The organism is Pseudomonas sp. PH1b (assembly GCF_000633395.1).
Classification (GTDB): Bacteria; Pseudomonadota; Gammaproteobacteria; order Pseudomonadales; family Pseudomonadaceae; genus Aquipseudomonas.
In genome coordinates, this window is the sequence record NZ_AYMU01000002.1 from 183254 (window position 1) to 199394 (window position 16141).

The following is a 16141-nucleotide window of genomic DNA, read 5'->3' on the forward strand; positions in this document are numbered from 1 at the left end:
TCGATGGCCACCTGGCGATCAGAACAGTTGGGTGAACAGCCAGTACAGGCTGCCCGACAGCAGGATCGCCGCCGGCAGGGTCAGCACCCAGGCCATGGCCAGGTTGCGGATGGTGCGCATCTGCAAGCCGCCGCCGTTGGCCACCATGGTCCCGGCCACCCCTGACGACAAGACGTGGGTGGTCGATACCGGCAGGCCGAACATGTCGGCGGCGCCAATGGTCAGCATCGCCACGGTTTCCGCCGATGCGCCCTGGGCATAGGTCAGGTGGGTCTTACCGATCTTTTCGCCGACGGTCACCACAATGCGTTTCCAGCCGACCATGGTGCCCAGGCCGAGGGCGATGGCCACGGCGATCTTCACCCACAGCGGGATGAAGCGCGTGGCGTTGTCGATCTGTTGCTTGAACAGCTGCAGCTTGTCTTGGGTGTCCTGGTCGAAACGGCCGACCTGGCCCTTGTCCATCAGGCGGATGGTTTCGCTGGTCAGGTACATGTCGTTGCGCACGTTGCCCATGGCTTCGGCGGGAACCTTGGACAGTGAGCCGTAGCCTTTCACTTCAGTGCCGATGGAGCCGGTCAGGGCGGCCAGTGCCGGAATCAGCAGCGGTGTCGCCTCCTTGCTGCGCACGTACTCCGAGAGCACCGGGCGCGGGTCGGCCGGGGCCGGTTGCGGGGCGTATTTCACCAGCGCCTGCTGGGTGACTTCAGCCACGGCGGCGAACTGCAGCGCCTGGTCGGCGGGCATGGTGCGGTTCAGGGCATAGGCCATGGGCAGGGTGCCCACCAGGATCAGCATGATCAGGCCCATGCCTTTCTGGCCGTCGTTGGAACCGTGGGCGAAAGACACCCCGGTGCAGGTCAGGATCAGCAGGCCGCGAATCCACCACGGCGGCGGGGCATCACCCTTGGGCGCCTTGTACAGTGCGCGGTTCTTGACGAACAGGCGCAGGGCCAACAGCAGCAGGGCGGCGAACACGAAACCGATCACTGGCGAGAACAGCAGGGCGTAGCCGACCTTGGTCGCCTGGCTCCAGTCCACGCCGCTGGTGCCGTCGCGCCCGTGCATCAGCGCATTGGCCACGCCGACGCCGATGATCGAGCCGATCAGGGTGTGGGAAGACGAGGCGGGCAGGCCCAGCCACCAGGTGCCGAGGTTCCACAGGATGGCCGCGATCAGCAGGGCGAAGATCATCGCGAAACCGGCTGAGGAGCCGACCTGCAGGATCAGCTCCACCGGCAGCAGGGCGATGATGCCGAAGGCCACCGCGCCGCTGGACAGCAGCACCCCGAGGAAATTGAACAGGCCGGACCAGACCACGGCGAACTGGGGCGGCAGCGAATGGGTGTAGATCACCGTGGCCACGGCGTTGGCGGTGTCGTGGAAACCGTTGACGAACTCGAAGCCCAGGGCGATCAGCAAGGCCACCCCCAGCAGCAGGAAGGGGGTCCAGGTGGTGACCGTGGTGCCCAGCTCGTGCATGTCGTGCACCAGGCTGTAGGCGGTGAAAAGCAGGCCCATGGCCAATACCGCGAAGAACATCACCAGGGTGAAGGGGCCGGGTTTTTTATCCAGCTGCGGTTTGGCGTCGAGGTTGGGGGAGGTGGCAGTCAGGGAAGGGGTGGCCATTGCTGGACAATCCTGTTGCTGGAAGGAGTGTCGCCCATGATCGTTGCCAATTGTTACAAGGAGACTGCCTCAAGTCATGGTTTGCGCGATTGAGTGGCTCCGTTGATCCGTTCGCGCCCGCCGCCATCATTGCGGCCATCGCAATCATCGCAATCATCGCAATCATCGCAATCATCGCAATCATCGCAATCATCGCAATCATCGCAATCATCGCGTAGGAGCCGGCTTGCCGGCGAAGAGGCCCTTGAGTCTTACATCGCCTGGACGGGCGCCTTCGCTGGCAAGCCAGCTCCTACAGCGGGCGTTTCAGTAGTCCTGACGCTTGCGGAAGGCCCAGCGTCCGGCGATCACGGTGAAGGTGGCCACCAGCGCCACGAGGATCCAGAAGCCTTCCGGGTCGCCGGAAAAGGGAATGCCGCCGACGTTCATGCCGAAGAAGCCGGCGATGATGTTGATCGGCAGCGCCAGCACCGTGACCACGGTCAGGGTGAACAGGGTGCGGTTGGTCTGCTCATTGACGTTGGCGGCGATTTCTTCCTGCAGCAGCTTGATCCGCTCCCCCAGCACCGTGAGGTCGTTGATGATCAGGGCGAACTCCTCGGTGGACTTGCGCAGCTCCTTGACGTCTTCTTTCTGCAGCCATTGCGGCGGACGGTTGAGCAGGCGCAGCAGGGAGCCCGGCTCCAGGGCCAGCAGCCGTTGCAGGCGCACCAGCACCCGGCGCATGGCCCCCAGTTCGGCACGGTTGGTGGATACCCGGGCGGCCAGCAACTGGTCTTCGATCTGGTCGACACTGAGGCTGGTCCTGCGCACGATCTGGGTCAGCACCTCGCCCTGGTCGCGCAGCAGGTGCACCAGCAATTCCAGGGGCGAGCGAAAGCGCTCGCCGGCCTTGACCGAGGAGCGCAGCTTGTCCACCGAGTGCAGGGGCTGCAGGCGGGCACTGACGATCAGGCGGCTGCGGACGCAGACCCACAGGGTGGAGATGTCCGAGGAGACCATGCTGCTGAAGTTGAACACCACGTCGTTGACCACTGCCAGCAGGGCCGCGTCCACGTGTTCGATGCGGGTCGAGCGCGAGCCTTCGTGCAGCGCCTCGAAAAACTCCTCGGGCAGTTGCAGGTGCGCCTTCATCCAGCGTTCGCAGGCCGCGTGGGCCAGGTTCAGGTGCAGCCAGAGAAACTCACCGTTGTCCTCGGGTTGCTGCAGGGCTTGCAGGGCCTTGGCGGAATCCAGTTCGCGGCCGCGTTCGCCGGGGCGAAAGCTGAAGCCGTAGAGCAGGCCGAACAGGTCGGCGTCACGGTGACTCTGGTCGATGCTGTGGTTCATGGGGTCTCGCCGGAGGGGGCAGTGCCTGGCGCGGGTTTCACAGGTTCACTTGTGCCCCATCATGGCAAGGCTTTTTGACAGTTTTGTGACGTTTCAAAGTGCACAATCCGCCGTGATATACCGACGGTCGGCGGCGCTAAAGATTGTCTGGCCAAAGCCGATCACGCTCACATGCAATACGCATTCGACCTTCTTCGAATGCACCTGACAGGGAAGTCCGGACCTACGCATGCCCCCAGCGGGCCTGCTCTATCCCTGCCATGAGATCCCCTCGATGTTCTTGCAAAAATCCCTGAGAGCGCAAGTCCTTGCCCTGCTGAGCGGTAGCCTGCTGGCGATGCTGTTGATCGCCCTGGCGAGCTTTCATCTGCTGTCTGGCGGCGTGCAGAATTACCGCGAATTGATCGAAGGCCCGCTGCACAGTTCGCAGTTGATCGATGAAGCCAACCTGCAGTTCAAGAGCCAGGTTCAGGAATGGAAAAACGTCCTGTTGCGCGGCAAGCAGCCCCAGGAAATGAACAAGTACTGGCAGCAGTTCGAGGACCGTCAGCGGGATGTGCAGAACATCCTCGGGCAGTTGGCCCAGACCCCGGGACTGGACAGCGCGCTCAAGAGCCGGGTCCAGCGCCTGGCCGAAGAGCACCGCTTGCTCGGCGCTTCCTACCAGAAGGGGCGTGACGCCTACGTGGCGGCGGGCGCCGACCCGAGTGCCGGGGATGGGGCGGTCAAGGGCGTGGACCGGGCCACCAGCGAACAGATGAGTGAGCTGGTCAGCGAGTTGCGCAAGCACGGCGACCAGCAATCCTTGCAGATCAGCGCAGCGGCCGATCGCACCGTCTGGCTGGGGATTCTGGTTATGCTCGGGTCCGGCCTGCTGATCGGCCTGCTCAGCCTGTGGCTGGTCAACCGCAGCCTGGTGCAGCCGATCCGCCAGTTGATCGACTATGTCGCCCAGCTCAGCCGTGGCCAGTTTGCCCAGCGGGTCGCCAGCGAGCGCCAGGATGAACTGGGCAAGCTGGCGATGGCCGCCAATACCCTGCGTGATTTCCTGGCCCAGACCTTCAGCAGCCTGCAGCGCAGCGCTTCGGACCTGGACAGCTCCAGCGGTGAGCTCAACGCCATCGCCACCTTGATGTCCCAGGGCACCAACGAACAGTTCAGCCGCACCGACCAGGTGGCCACGGCGATGAACGAGATGTCCGCCACCGCCCAGGAAGTGGCCCGCCACGCCGCCGATGCTGCCCGCGCCGCCGACGATGCCGACCAGTCGGCCCAGCAGGGCGAGCAGGTGATGCAGAGCACCATCCACAGCATTACCCAGATGCGCGGCGAGATCGCCAACACCGCCACGGTGATCCGTCGCCTGGAAACCGACAGCGGACGCATCGGCAAGGTCCTGGAAGTGATCCAGGGGATCGCCGAGCAGACCAACCTGCTGGCGCTCAACGCGGCCATCGAAGCGGCCCGGGCCGGTGAAGCCGGGCGCGGCTTTGCCGTGGTCGCCGATGAAGTGCGCAGCCTCGCGCAACGCACAGCCGCTTCCATTATCGAGATCAACCAGATCATCCAGAGCGTGCAGACCGGCGCCGTGGATGCGGCCCAGGCGATTGAAAGCGGCCAGTCCCGCAGCGAGCAGAGCGTGCAGCAGGTGACCGAGGCCGGGGCCATGCTGGAGCGCATCACCGAAGCGGTGGAAGCGATCCGTGACATGAACCGTCAGATCGCCACCGCCGCCGAAGAGCAGACGTCGGTGGCCGAGGACATTTCGCGCAACCTCACCGAGATCACCACCATCGCCAGTACCAACATGGACAACGTCCAGCGCACCGAGGCGGCAAGCCGCAACCTGCATGGTCTGTCGGGGCAGCTGAACGAGGTCACCTCACGCCTGAGTGCCTGAGGCTGCTGAGTCGGTATCAGCTGGCTTACCAGGCTGATACAGGATCACTCTCAAGTGGCCCTGGTGGGTGTCGATGACCGGGTATCTTCCCGTCATCAGGACACCCATCATGGTCAGCATCAGTTCCCTCTCGATCAACCAGGCCCAGGTCAGTTCGAGCAAGACCCGCATCGCCGACAGCCAGGACAGTGTGGCCGGCGAGACCGCCGCGCCGCCCTCCAGTGCCGCCACCAGCGATTCCACCAAGGCCCCGGCTGCCGGTGGTGCGGCTGCGGGCGAGAGTTCCGGCAGCGATGATTCCAGCAGCGATACGGTGAAAGCGCTGCGCAAGCAGATCGCCGAGCTGCAAAAGCAGTTGCAGGAGCAACAGCAGCAGTTGCAGGCGGCGCAAGCCAAGCAGGAAAGTGCCGATGCCAAGGCGGCGCAAGTGGCCGCGGCCCAGGCTCAGGTGGCCAGCACCAGTGCCTCGTTGCAAACGGCCACTGCGGCCTTGCTCCAGGCCTTGCAGGACTCCAACGGCAGCGCCGCGGGATCGCTGGTCAGCACCACGGCTTAAGCCGCCGGGCCCAGGGGCAGGCTGAAGCTGAACACCGTGCCTTGCTGCGGGTTGGAGATCACTTGCAGTTGCCCGCCATGGGCGCTGGCAATCTGTTGGGCGATGTACAGGCCCAGGCCGAGCCCGGCCTGGGGCGTATCGCTGGCCGGGCGCGAGTAGGGCTGGAACAGCTGGGGCAGGATGTGCCCGGGGATCAAGCCCTGGTTTTTCACCCGCAGCACGAAGTGTTCGGGCTGTTGTTGCGCCTCGACCTCCACCACGCCATCCGCGGTGCCATGGCTGATGGCGTTGGCCACCAGGTTGGAGAGCAATTGGGCGAGGCGCTGGTGATCGCAGCGAATGCCTTGCAGCTTGTCGATCCGGCACTGGATGGAGCGCTGCGGGTGCACGTTCTGCACTTCGGCGATCACATGGCGCAGCACCGGTTCCAGGTCGGGACAGGGCGCCAGGTCCAGGGCAATGCCCGGGCCCAGTCGGCCTCGGGCAAAGTCCAGCACGTCTTCCACCAAGCGCGAGGCGCGGTTGCTGCAGGTCAGGATGTGCCGGACCAGGGGCTCGGTGTCGGGACTTGGGTACTTGCGCAACAGGCGCTCGGCGCCCACCTGGATGGCAAACAGCGGGTTGCGCAGGTCATGGCCGAGCACGGCGATGAACTGTTCGCGCAATTGCCCGGTATGCCGTTCCTGCTGCAGGTCCGCCTCGGTCTGTTGCAGGTTTTCCTCGGCCTCGATCTGCAGGGCCAGCACCCGGGCAAAGGCTTCCATGGTGCTCTGGATGGCACTGGCCTTGAGCGCCGCCGGGCTGGGGTCGAGGGCACAGATGGTGCCGAAGAAACGTCCGTCGGTGCGAAACACCGGAACCGAGATGTAGCTTTCGAAGCGATACAGGCGTGGAGTGTGATGGTCGCGATAGAGCGGGTCGTCGCTGGCCTTGTCGATCACCACCGACACATGGGCGGCACGAATTTCGTGGCACAGGGTGGTCACCACATCCAGTTCGCCGCCGACCTTGAGGCCGAAGTCCAGCTGATCGAGCACGGCGCAGGCGTGCCAGGACGTTTCGGTGACCCGGGCCACCGCGGCAAAGCGCAGGCCGGTCATTTCGCGGATGACCTGAAGCATCGCCGGAACTGCACTGATCCGGCCAATGGTGGCGATGTCGGCTGCTAGAAGGTCCATGTCAGTCTCTGCCTTGGCACTCGACGCCCTGGCGCGTCGACTGCCGGAGATTCTAACGAGCCGGGGGCCTCTCGGGGGCAGATACCTGCGGCGGATGGAAAATTTGTTGCCGGCGACGGTTTTCCTGCCCCCACGAAAAGGCCGCGCCCCCTGGAAAGGGGGCGCGGCCGTGTGTGCCGTGGGGCTTACTTGTCTTGCTTGTTGCTCAGGACCTTGCCGGTCTTGGCGTCCAGGTCCACGTCCCACTCGATGCCTTTGCTGTCACGCAGTTCCACCTGGTAGACGTAGGCGCCGGTGGCGGTCTGCTCCAGCTCGGTGTCGGTGATGTTGGCGGCGGTGGTGCCAGGGTGCTGGGCCAGGGCGGCCTGGTTGAGTTTTTCCAGGTCCATGATGGCACCGGATTTGAGCAGGCCCGGGATCAGGTCCGGGCGGACATCGGCTTGGGCCAGGCCTGCGGTCAGGGTCAGGGCGGCAGCGGCGAACAGAGCGGAGAACTTGGTCATGGGTTGCTTCCTTAGGGTGATGGCTTTCGATGGACACAGGTTAGACGTTGCAACTTAATTCACCCTTAATACAGGTCACGCTTTGCGCCGTTTGTTCAATCCGGGTCCATGGATTGTGTCGCACGCTCTGTTTTCCCTTTAGGAGACAGAGCAAATGAAACGAGTGCTTGGATGGTTGTATGCCCCGGTGTTTTTTGCCGGGTTCATTGGTGCCGGTGTGGGAGTGATGGAGGCCGGGGAGGGGGCTTGGGGCGGGTTGCTGCTGCTGTTCGTGGCGGCGCTGGGGGTGTCGTTCCTGGCGGAATGGAGCCTGCCCTATGAACTCGCCTGGAACCGCCCCCAGGGCGATCGGCTACGGGACATTCTGCATGCCCTGGTCAATGAGAGCCTGAATGCCGTGGGCCTGCTGGCGTTGCCGGGCCTGGTGGCGCTGCTGGCCCACGACGGGCTGTGGCTCCAGGCTTGGCCGCTCTGGGGGCAACTGCTGCTGGCGATCGTGATTGCCGATTGCGGGGTGACCCTGGCCCATTACGCCAGCCATCGCTGGGCCTGGCTCTGGCGCCTGCATGCGGTGCACCACAGCGTGGTGCGCCTGTATGGCTTCAATGGCCTGCTCAAGCACCCGTTGCATCAGTTGCTGGAAGCCTCGGCGGGATTGCTGCCGCTGCTGGTACTGGGCATCCCGCTGCCGGTGGCGCAATTGCTGGCCCTGGCCATCGCCATCCAGTTGCTGCTGCAGCACTCCAATGTCGACATGCGCCTGGGGCCGTTGCGTTATGTGTTTGCCTGGGCGCCGGTGCATCGCTTCCACCACATGAAGTACGGCCGCGCCGGGGACGTGAACTTCGGCCTGTTCTTCAACCTCTGGGACTGGCTGCTGGGGACGGCGTTCTATCGTCACGACTACTCGATCCGCCAGGGCGACCTGGGCATTGGCAGCCGTCCGGACTATCCCGTCGATTACTGGCCGCAGTTGCTGGAGCCGTTCAGGACCCAGCGCTACAAGGCTGAGCCCAAGGTTCCCGAGGCCCTGCGTCGCCCGGTCAATCCAGCAGGCGGGGCCTGAGGGATTTCAGGGCCTGGCTGGCGGTGACACCGAACAGGCTCTTCAAGGTGCGGGAGAAGTGCGCACTGTCGGCGAACCCCGCACCATGGGCCGCTTCGGTTATGGCCCGGCCCTCCAGCAACAGGGCCATGGCCAGGCGCAGGCGCCGCCACAGCACCAGGCGGCGCACGGGCAGGCCGACGTCACGGGCGAACAACCGCTCCAACTGGCTGAGGGAGACATTGGCCTGGGCCGCCAGTTGGGCGGCCGGGACCTTGCCGCCCAGGGCGGCATCCAGTGCCGCCAGCGCCCGGGCAACCCGGCGGTCGGCAAGCGGCTGGCGCGGGCAACGGCGCAGTGCCGCCTCCAGGCCGGGCAATGAGGGCTCGCTGCAGCTGACGCTCCGCTGCAGGCTTGCGGCGTCCATCAGCAGGGGTTCGGCGTAGACCGTGAAGGCCTGGCCTGGCGCCTGGATGATCGCGTGCTGGCGCAGGGCTTCGATCAACAGGTAATGGCCGGTGTGGCGGACGCCGTCGAGTTCCACGGTGACCGGCTGCTCAGGGGCGATGATCAGTTGGTGGGCATAGTGGGCATGGGGCGCGGTGGGCCCCATGGCACCGTGGATCAGGCCGAAGTCATGGCCCAGCCAGAGCTCGCCTTGCCAGTGCACGGCGGGCATTCAGTACCCGCTGGCCTCCAGCAACTGGCCAACGCTGGCGCTGGCCGGGCGCTTGAAGTACTTGAGCAGCTCGGCGCTGCGGTTGGTGAAGATGCCATCGACCCCGGCGTCCATGGCCTTCTTGAAATCCACTGCTTCGTCGAGGGTGTAGACGTGCACCAGCAGGCCCTGATCGTGGGTGTATTGATTCATCCAGGGCTGCACCAGGTCCGCATAGCTCTGCTCGCCGCCTGCGGTGAGTGCTGCGGAAGGGCCGGTGCCGATGGCCCCCTGAGCCTTGGCGAAGTCGACCCAGCGCTTGAACTCGGCCGGGTCCTTGGGTTGCTGCCTGGCATAGAAAGCCGCCTTGTCGGTTTCGCCGCTGCTGGCAAAACTCTGGCCGGAGGCCGGCTCGATACTGCCCGGGGCCACCCACAGCAGCAGGACCTTGGGCACTTTGGGCATTTCCTTGTGCAGCAATTCCAGGCTGTGTTTATCGAAGGTCTGCAGCACCACCTTGCCCTTGCCCTGACCCACCGCCAGCTCGCTTTTCGCCAGGGTGGAACCGGCCGGGCTCAGCCAGCCGCGGTCCTGGAGTTTTTCCTTGAGGTCGTGCTCGATGCCGGGGAACAGCTGGGGCTCCTTGGTCTCGATGTAGAGCCCGGGCTTGTGTTGCGCATTGCCCTGGGCGATGTCGATGATCTCATCCAGGGTGAGGATCTTCAGCCCGGCAAACCCCGGCCGCGCCCGGTCCGGATGGGCCTGGTTGAACCAACTGCCGGCGTCGAGGGTTTTCAGCTCGGCCATGGTGAAGGCCGTGGCCGGGCTGTCCTTGCGCTCGGGGAATTTTTGCGCCACGTCGGTGGTGCGTTGCAGGTTGTTGTCGTGCAGGGCGAAGAGCACACCGTCCTTGCTGCGCTGCAGATCCATCTCCAGGTAGTCGGCTCCCAGGTCACGGGCCAGGCGATAGGAGGCCGCGGTGGATTCGGGGGCATCGAAGGACGCGCCGCGGTGGGCGATCACCGCCGGCTGCGGAATCCCCTGGCGAGCGGCCAGGGCGTCTGGGTCAGGCTGTTCGGCGGCCTGGGCCAGGCCGCACGCGAGCATCAGGCCGAGCATCAGGGTACAAGGGGTGAAGGTCGCTGGCATGCTCGAGATCCTTTCGTGGGGGCGGGGGCTAGGAGGTATCTTTTAACAACTCGATGACGCTTGTGCTATCTGCGAAGCGACATAAATCTCTCTCATTTGCAGGTTTGAGGGTTTTTTCCGGCGCTTTGCAGTACTCTTGGGCGCTGCAGTTTCCCCGTCAGAGGGAAGCCTGAAAACACCCCTTTCCTTGCCTCGCGTGTAGACCATCGATCACAAGTCCTGTGGGACCTACAGTGAGGTTTACCATGAGCATCACCTCCGAACTCATCTGCCAGGCTGCCGACCAGCTCAAGGGTTTTGTCGGCTTCAATCGCAAGACCGGCCGCTACATCGTGCGCTTCAGCGAAGACTCCTTCGGCATGGATGTGGCCGATGACGCCATAGTGCCGGCCAATGAATTTGTCTGGGCGCCGGTTTCCGACCAGGCCATGAGCCTCAAGCGCGAGCAGATCCAGTTGCTGCTGGACCAGAACATCGACGACCGGATCAACATCAGCGAACCGCTGCGGGTATACATGCGCCGCAGCGACCTGCCGGAAATCCAGGCCGTGCGCAGCCTGCTGGCGGCGCAGGGCTGAGGGACCGCGGTCCTGAGCGGCTGTTCACGGCCGTTCAGGGCATCTATCAGGATGACCTTCAGTCGCCAAAGCTGTAGGCCCTTTCAACCTTGCTCACCCGGGTGTGAAAGTGCTGATACCAGTCGCTACGTCCGCGCTCCCGGATTGCGCGGTGTTCGGCATGCTGCTTCCAGGCAACGATCGCCGCTTCACTGCTCCAGTAGGACACGGTGATACCGAAGCCGTCCGCTCCCCGTGCCGATTCGACCCCGAGAAAACCCGGTTGCTGGCGGGCCAGATCGACCATGTGCTCGGCTGCCTGATCGTAGGCTGGGTCGGCTTTGCGGCGCTGGGAGCTAAAGATCACCGCGTAGTAGGGCGGGGCAGGCGTCTGGCCGATCATTGCTGCACCTCCAGGCAGGCCTGGAGCAAGGCGCTGACCAGGGGCGGCGTGCGCCCTTGCAGGGCGGCACGCTCGGGCTGGAACAAGGTGGCGACGAAGAACGGATGGCCATGCAGCTCTACGGCGCGCAGGTCTCCGGCGCTATCCCGCCCGCAGGGGCGCAGGGCGCCGCTGAGCAAGGCGCTGGCAAAGTTCGGGTTGACGCCATAGCGGCAGCGATAGCCTTCCTCGATGCTGTGTGTGCCGTAGGCCTGGGCGATCCGGCTGCCGGCGTGCAGTTCAATGCTGTCGCGCTCTTCCACCAGGGCACAGCTCAAGGGGGTCAGCAGCGCGCGCTTGGCATCGGGGGCGGTCTCTCCGTGCTCGGCATCGGCCCAGCCCAGGACATGGCGGGCGTATTCCAGCACCGCGTGCTGGAAGCCGCCACAGGTGCCGAGGAAGGGCCGCTGCCGCTCCCGGGCGATGCGGATGGCCAGCAAGGCACCGTCGATATTGCGGTAGGGGCTGCCGGGGACGCACCAGATGCCGTCGAAACCTTCGAGCTGTTCGGCGTGAGTCAACTGCTGGGTGGCCAGCCACAGGTATTTCACCTTGGCCCCGATGTCGGCCGCCGCCCGCTCCAGGGCTGGGGGAATCGCCTGGTGCGCGGTGATCTGTGGGTCCTGGTCTCCCACCAGGGCGATGCGAAGGGTTGGTGCGTGCATGGGGCTCTCCGGTGATGGCAATGCCTTGTCGCCTGCCTGGGGCCACTATAGATTGGCGTCTGCGCAATCAATATTGGCGTTTACCCAAGTGATCAATGCACCGCTGCACTATCAGCTGGACTATCCCGACCTGTCGTTGATCCTGGCCCTGGTCCGTGGCGGCTCCCTGGCCCGCGCCGCCGCCCTGCTCAAGGTCGATGTCTCGACGGTGTTTCGCGCCGTGCGCCGACTGGAAGCCGGGCTCGGCCGGCAGTTGTTCGACAAGAGCCGTGCTGGCTACCTGCCCACCAGCCTGGCCCAGGCCCTGGCACTGCAGGCCGAACAGGCGGAGCAGGCCCTTGAGGCGGCGCGCATTGGCGTGGCCCAGGGCGGCGAAGTGATCAGCGGCACGGTGCGCCTGACCTGTACTGACTCGGTGCTGCAAGGCCTGTTGTTGCCGGCCCTGGCGCAGTTCATGCCGAACTACCCGGCCCTGGTCATCGAGCTGTGCACCTCCAACGACTTTGCCAACCTCAACCGGCGCGATGCGGACATCGCCCTGCGTCTGACCGCGTCACCACCGGAACATCTGGTAGGGCGCTGCCTGGGAAAGGTGGCCTATCGAGTCTGTGCCAGCCCGGTCTATCGGCAGCGGGTGGATTGTGCCGATCTGTCACGGGTGGCCTGGGTGGCCCCGGATGACTTTCTCCCCGATCACCCCACCGTGGCCTGGCGCCGTCAGCAATGGCCCGGCGTGCAGCCCAGCTACCGCTGCAACAGCATGCTCTCGGTGAGCGAATTGGTGCGGGCCGGCCTCGGGGTTGCCGCACTGCCGGATTTTCTCATCGGCCAGGGTGGGCTGGAGCCCTTGAGTGAACCGCTGGGGCATGACACCGCCCTGTGGCTGCTGACCCGCCCGGACTGCCGGGCCCTGCGTTCGGTGGTGACGCTGTTCGATGAACTGGCGTGCCATCTGCGCTGGCCCTGAAGGCCTCAGGCCGGTGGCTGTTCCTTGTGCACGAAGTGGGCGTGCATCTCGCTGGTGAGGTTTTCGATGCGTTCCGTCAACTGCTTGGTCATTTCCGTCAGGCGAGTGTTCTGTTCCAGCAGTTCGAGCAGTTGGCTGGTGGTCTGGGCCGCCTGGGCCTGGCGCTCGCTGTTGGCGACGGCCAGGGCCTCACGGTGCTGTGCATCGGCGTCTGCCTGAGCCTTGTCTCGCGCAGCCTGGCGAGTCTGGGCCAGAAGAATCAGCGGCGCGGCGTAGGCTGACTGCAGGCTGAAGGCCAGGTTCAGCAGGATGAAGGGGTAGACGTCGAAGTGAGTCACCCCGGTCAGGTTCAGGGCGACCCAGACCAGTACGATCAGGGTCTGTGCGCCGAGAAAGGTCGGAGTGCCAAAGAACCGGGCAAAGGCCTCGGCCTTCAGGGCAAAGCTGTCGTTGCCAAAGGTCGGTGCCAGGTGGGCGTGGGCGCGGTGAAAGCGCAGATGGTCGATGACCGGGGTGGTTTTCTTCGAGGTGTCGCTGGAACTCATGATGGCCTCCGCCAGGCGCTTGGACGTCAGGCCACTATAGCTTCCAGGCTTTCGCCCGACGCCAATGTCGACGTCGGGAAAATGCTCCCTCAGAGTGCGCCGCGATCACTGGCGAACATGCTCACGGCCTGCACCGCCTCACTGGCACCGTCGCGAATCTGCAGGATTACTGTGCCCGCCTGGTCGGCCAGTTGCACACCCATGGCCGCGCGTTCGCGAGTACCGTCCATGCTCTTGATGGCCTGCAGGGTCTCGGTCTGGATCATCTCGATCATGCTGGATATTTCCGCTGTCGAGCCGCTGGTGCGTGCCGCCAGCTGGCGCACTTCATCGGCCACTACGGCAAAGCCGCGACCCTGCTCGCCGGCCCGGGCCGCTTCGATGGCCGCGTTGAGGGCCAGCAGGTTGGTCTGGTCGGCAATTGCACGAATGGTGTTGACGATGGCGGTGATCTGCTCGGATCGCTCGCCGAGCCGGGCAATCAGCGACGAGGAGTCCTCGATGTTGCTGGCGATCTGGCGCATTTCGCTGGCGGCCTGCTGGATCACCCCGGTGCCTTGCTCGGCGACTTTACGGGTCTGGACCGAGATGTGATAAGCCTGGCTCGCGCTCTGGGCGTCCTGCTCGTGTTTTTCCACTTGCGAGGTGACATCGGCGGCGTACTTGACCACTTTGCACAGGCGCCCGCTGGCGTCGTACACCGGGTTGTAGTTGGCCTCCAGCCACAGCGTGCGGCCATGCTTGTCGACTCGCTCGAACTGGCCGTTGAAGAACTCGCCCTTGTTCAAGCGATTCCAGAAATCCTGATAGGTGCTGCTGTTGGCCTGCTCGGGTTTGCAGAACATCCGGTGATGCTTGCCCTTGATCTCGGCCAGGCTGTAGCCCATGCGGCTGAGGAAGTTCGAGTTGGCACTGATGATGCTGCCGTCGAGGTTGAACTCGATCACCGCCATGGCCCGGTCGATGGCCTCCAGCTTGCTTCTGGCCTCCACCTCCTCCTGCACCCTGGCGGTGACGTCGAGGGCGTACTTGACCACTTTGTACACGGCACCGGAGTCGTCACGGATAGGGTTGTAGCTGGCCTCCAGCCACAGGCTCTGGCCATTGCTGCCGATGCGCTCGAAGGTACCCGATTCGAACTGGCCGCTTTTCAGGCGTGCCCACAACTGCTGGTAGTCGCTGCTGCGGGCATAGTCTGCGGTGCAGAACAAACGGTGGGACTGGCCAAGCACCTGCTCTTCGCGATAGCCCATGGTCTTGAGAAAGTTGTCGTTGGCTCGCAGCACGCAGCCCTGCAGGTCGAACTCGATCACCGCCATGGAGCGGTCAATGGCATCCAGAAGGCGGGATTGTTCGGCGATGGTCTTTTGCTGGGAATCGATGGTTTTGTTATGGCGGTTGAATAGCATGTTGGCTGGTGCCCTATGGGAGAAACGTCGCGTCGATCCCTATTGAGTGCGCCGGTATGCCGAATGCTCCCGGCATTCGGCACTATCTGCTCAATGTCAGCGTTCCATGACTGACAGATAAATCCGCAGTGGTGAGGCGGCCAACGCTTCGGGCGAGCGTCAGTGGCCGTATCAACAGGAGACGTGGCAACTGCGAATCGATTTAGTTGGGTTGATTGGCTTCGACGGCAGCGTGGCCCGGGGTGCTTTTGCGCTGCGCCGAAGTGGCGGCATTATGATGTCAACTACGAAAACAAAGCCAAATAAACTTGTACAAAAATGTTTTTTACTTCCTTTTTGTATAAGTTTTTTGGTTCCTTATGCCATTTGCGTTCGTGAAACACGAAGTGGCCCATCGTTGCTGGCGATCCGATTGCGCCCGGTGTTTTTTGCCTGGTACAGGGCCTGGTCGGCGGCGTCGAGCCAGCTTGACGGTTCCTGGTAGACCGGGTCGAAGGTGGCCAGGCCGATGCTCAGGCTGGCTTTCAGCTCAGGTACCTGCGGGTGGCGATACTGACTGAAAACTCGACGCAGGCGCTCCATGACGTCCAGCGCCTGTTGCGGGTTCATGCGCGGCAGGATCACGCAGAATTCGTCGCCACCGTAGCGGCCAGCAAGGTCATCGTGGCGCAGGTTGCGGCGCAATTCATTGCTCAGGTGGCGCAGTACCGCATCGCCGATGATGTGTCCGTAGGTGTCGTTGATCGCCTTGAAGTGATCGATATCGATCAGGGCGATGCAGGCCTCCATTTGCCGCTGCTGGCACTTATGGAACTTGATGTGCAGCAGGTCTTTCCAGGAACCGTGGTTGAGCAGGCCGGTGAGGCTGTCGGTGCGGCTCAGGGCGCTCAGGGCTCGCTTGTGTTCGGACAGCTTGATCGCCAGTCGATAGCAGACCATGCCCACCGCCAGTGGGTAGAGGGTCAGCATCGGCAGGCAGGCATAGATCTGCAGCGCGCTGATCTGGGTGTTGAAGTGCGCTCCGAACAGCAGCCATGAGGCCAGTATCCCGATGCCTTGGGCAAGGCTGCCGCGAATGAACAGGCGCAAGCCGCCCGCCGCCACGTTGTTCATGGCCATCATCGACAGGATGGTGACCGCCGGCAGGGGATTGAACTGCAAGGTAGCGGCCCAGAACCCGCCCAGCATCGAGTCGTACAGCAGATTGCGGCGTTCTGCCTGGTAGGGAAAGGCCGAGCGGGTGGACAGCTGATAGGCCAGATGGGGCCAGAGCAGACCGTGGAACAGCAGCAAGGCCCAGGTCCAGCCTGGCAGTGCGAGGGGATAGAGTGCGGCGAAGACACTGATTCCGCCGATACCCAGGCCGATGATCCTTGGCCAATAAATGCGTCGGGCAAATGACAGCCCTTTGCCGCGTTGGTTTTCCATAAATTCCTGCACCAGGTTCTGTACTGAAACACCTTGTGGTGTTTTTACGGCTCGGCCGTTTATCGGATCAGTCTGGTGAATATTGTCATTTATTCCAGTGAGAATAATCACTGGCCTTCGAAGCCATTTCACAGTGGCCGAAAGCGCCGGACCGGTGGCTCGAGGAATCTGCCAGGCTGGT

General features: G+C 63.8%; 17 protein-coding genes. 6 read left to right on the forward strand and 11 right to left on the reverse strand.

Annotated features, from left to right (window positions below; genetic code table 11):
* Positions 1-18: 18 nt before the first annotated feature.
* Complete coding sequence (locus tag U873_RS0103475) at positions 19-1629, reverse strand: inorganic phosphate transporter (RefSeq protein ID WP_025126912.1); 1611 nt, start codon at positions 1627-1629, stop codon at positions 19-21.
* Between U873_RS0103475 and U873_RS36560 the strand changes: the two genes are divergently transcribed.
* Positions 1629-1847, forward strand: coding sequence for a hypothetical protein (locus tag U873_RS36560; protein ID WP_157838056.1), 219 nt, complete (start codon positions 1629-1631; stop codon positions 1845-1847). The two genes, U873_RS0103475 and U873_RS36560, sit on opposite strands and share 1 nt — an antisense overlap.
* 88 nt (positions 1848-1935) lie before the next feature.
* Here the strand turns inward: U873_RS36560 and U873_RS0103485 are convergent, their stop codons facing one another.
* Complete coding sequence (locus U873_RS0103485) at positions 1936-2958, reverse strand: transporter (protein WP_025126913.1); 1023 nt, start codon at positions 2956-2958, stop codon at positions 1936-1938.
* Between the two features lie 274 nt (positions 2959-3232).
* Between U873_RS0103485 and U873_RS0103490 the strand changes: the two genes are divergently transcribed.
* Positions 3233-4858 carry a methyl-accepting chemotaxis protein gene (locus U873_RS0103490; RefSeq protein WP_025126914.1) on the forward strand — a complete coding sequence of 542 codons (1626 nt, stop codon included), beginning with the start codon at positions 3233-3235 and terminating at the stop codon, positions 4856-4858.
* A gap of 109 nt (positions 4859-4967) precedes the next feature.
* Positions 4968-5414, forward strand: coding sequence for a hypothetical protein (locus U873_RS0103495; protein WP_025126915.1), 447 nt, complete (start codon positions 4968-4970; stop codon positions 5412-5414).
* Here U873_RS0103495 and U873_RS0103500 read toward each other — a convergent pair.
* Both U873_RS0103500 and U873_RS0103505 read right to left on the reverse strand, forming a co-directional pair.
* Positions 5411-6592 (reverse strand): GAF domain-containing sensor histidine kinase, encoded by a 1182-nt coding sequence (locus U873_RS0103500; protein ID WP_025126916.1) that lies wholly within the window; start codon positions 6590-6592, stop codon positions 5411-5413. The genes U873_RS0103495 and U873_RS0103500 overlap by 4 nt on opposite strands.
* 185 nt (positions 6593-6777) lie before the next feature.
* Positions 6778-7095, reverse strand: a complete 318-nt coding sequence (locus U873_RS0103505; protein ID WP_025126917.1) for a PepSY domain-containing protein — start codon at positions 7093-7095, stop codon at positions 6778-6780.
* Positions 7096-7249: 154 nt separating this feature from the next.
* Between U873_RS0103505 and U873_RS0103510 the strand changes: the two genes are divergently transcribed.
* On the forward strand, positions 7250-8161 hold the full coding sequence (locus U873_RS0103510) for a sterol desaturase family protein (RefSeq protein WP_025126918.1): 912 nt from the start codon (positions 7250-7252) through the stop codon (positions 8159-8161).
* On the opposite strand, the gene U873_RS0103515 is transcribed toward U873_RS0103510, so the two are convergent.
* Positions 8139-8819, reverse strand: coding sequence for a helix-turn-helix domain-containing protein (locus U873_RS0103515; protein WP_025126919.1), 681 nt, complete (start codon positions 8817-8819; stop codon positions 8139-8141). The genes U873_RS0103510 and U873_RS0103515 overlap by 23 nt on opposite strands.
* The gene (locus U873_RS0103520; protein WP_025126920.1) at positions 8820-9947 is read right to left on the reverse strand and encodes a glycerophosphodiester phosphodiesterase; all 1128 of its coding nucleotides are present in this window, start codon (positions 9945-9947) and stop codon (positions 8820-8822) included.
* A gap of 245 nt (positions 9948-10192) precedes the next feature.
* Here U873_RS0103520 and U873_RS0103525 point away from each other — a divergent pair, with 245 nt between their 5' ends.
* Positions 10193-10525 (forward strand): DUF2025 family protein, encoded by a 333-nt coding sequence (locus U873_RS0103525; protein WP_025126921.1) that lies wholly within the window; start codon positions 10193-10195, stop codon positions 10523-10525.
* Positions 10526-10583: 58 nt separating this feature from the next.
* Here the strand turns inward: U873_RS0103525 and U873_RS0103530 are convergent, their stop codons facing one another.
* The gene (locus U873_RS0103530) at positions 10584-10907 is read right to left on the reverse strand and encodes an antibiotic biosynthesis monooxygenase (RefSeq protein ID WP_025126922.1); all 324 of its coding nucleotides are present in this window, start codon (positions 10905-10907) and stop codon (positions 10584-10586) included.
* Positions 10904-11611, reverse strand: a complete 708-nt coding sequence (locus tag U873_RS0103535) for a CTP synthase (protein ID WP_025126923.1) — start codon at positions 11609-11611, stop codon at positions 10904-10906. Before U873_RS0103535 ends, U873_RS0103530 begins: the two co-directional genes overlap by 4 nt.
* On the opposite strand from U873_RS0103535, the gene U873_RS0103540 reads away from it, so the two are divergent.
* A complete protein-coding gene (locus U873_RS0103540) occupies positions 11610-12578 on the forward strand; it encodes a LysR family transcriptional regulator (RefSeq protein WP_177330226.1) in 969 nt (322 codons plus the stop codon). The genes U873_RS0103535 and U873_RS0103540 overlap by 2 nt on opposite strands.
* Positions 12579-12583: 5 nt before the next feature.
* On the opposite strand, the gene U873_RS0103545 is transcribed toward U873_RS0103540, so the two are convergent.
* The 3 genes from U873_RS0103545 to U873_RS0103555 form a co-directional block, all read right to left on the reverse strand.
* On the reverse strand, positions 12584-13123 hold the full coding sequence (locus U873_RS0103545) for a DUF1003 domain-containing protein (protein WP_025126925.1): 540 nt from the start codon (positions 13121-13123) through the stop codon (positions 12584-12586).
* Between the two features lie 89 nt (positions 13124-13212).
* Entirely contained in the window at positions 13213-14532 is a 1320-nt protein-coding gene (locus U873_RS0103550; protein WP_025126926.1) for a PAS domain-containing methyl-accepting chemotaxis protein, read from the reverse strand.
* Between the two features lie 357 nt (positions 14533-14889).
* A complete protein-coding gene (locus U873_RS0103555; RefSeq protein ID WP_025126927.1) occupies positions 14890-15960 on the reverse strand; it encodes a diguanylate cyclase in 1071 nt (356 codons plus the stop codon).
* Positions 15961-16141: the final 181 nt, after the last annotated feature.

Excerpts from the sequence above, each read along its gene's own strand:
- U873_RS0103520 (WP_025126920.1), bottom strand. The coding sequence starts at position 9,947 with ATGCCAGCGACCTTCACCCCTTGTACCCTGATGCTCGGCCTGATGCTC.
- U873_RS0103530 (WP_025126922.1), bottom strand. The coding sequence starts at position 10,907 with ATGATCGGCCAGACGCCTGCCCCGCCCTACTACGCGGTGATCTTTAGC.
- U873_RS0103525 (WP_025126921.1), top strand. The coding sequence starts at position 10,193 with ATGAGCATCACCTCCGAACTCATCTGCCAGGCTGCCGACCAGCTCAAG.
- U873_RS0103510 (WP_025126918.1), top strand. The coding sequence starts at position 7,250 with ATGAAACGAGTGCTTGGATGGTTGTATGCCCCGGTGTTTTTTGCCGGG.
- U873_RS0103500 (WP_025126916.1), bottom strand. The coding sequence starts at position 6,592 with ATGGACCTTCTAGCAGCCGACATCGCCACCATTGGCCGGATCAGTGCA.
- U873_RS0103485 (WP_025126913.1), bottom strand. The coding sequence starts at position 2,958 with ATGAACCACAGCATCGACCAGAGTCACCGTGACGCCGACCTGTTCGGC.
- U873_RS0103515 (WP_025126919.1), bottom strand. The coding sequence starts at position 8,819 with ATGCCCGCCGTGCACTGGCAAGGCGAGCTCTGGCTGGGCCATGACTTC.
- U873_RS0103490 (WP_025126914.1), top strand. The coding sequence starts at position 3,233 with ATGTTCTTGCAAAAATCCCTGAGAGCGCAAGTCCTTGCCCTGCTGAGC.
- U873_RS0103550 (WP_025126926.1), bottom strand. The coding sequence starts at position 14,532 with ATGCTATTCAACCGCCATAACAAAACCATCGATTCCCAGCAAAAGACC.
- U873_RS0103545 (WP_025126925.1), bottom strand. The coding sequence starts at position 13,123 with ATGAGTTCCAGCGACACCTCGAAGAAAACCACCCCGGTCATCGACCAT.
- U873_RS0103540 (WP_177330226.1), top strand. The coding sequence starts at position 11,610 with ATGGGGCTCTCCGGTGATGGCAATGCCTTGTCGCCTGCCTGGGGCCAC.
- U873_RS0103505 (WP_025126917.1), bottom strand. The coding sequence starts at position 7,095 with ATGACCAAGTTCTCCGCTCTGTTCGCCGCTGCCGCCCTGACCCTGACC.
- U873_RS0103475 (WP_025126912.1), bottom strand. The coding sequence starts at position 1,629 with ATGGCCACCCCTTCCCTGACTGCCACCTCCCCCAACCTCGACGCCAAA.
- U873_RS0103555 (WP_025126927.1), bottom strand. The coding sequence starts at position 15,960 with ATGGAAAACCAACGCGGCAAAGGGCTGTCATTTGCCCGACGCATTTAT.
- U873_RS0103535 (WP_025126923.1), bottom strand. The coding sequence starts at position 11,611 with ATGCACGCACCAACCCTTCGCATCGCCCTGGTGGGAGACCAGGACCCA.
- U873_RS0103495 (WP_025126915.1), top strand. The coding sequence starts at position 4,968 with ATGGTCAGCATCAGTTCCCTCTCGATCAACCAGGCCCAGGTCAGTTCG.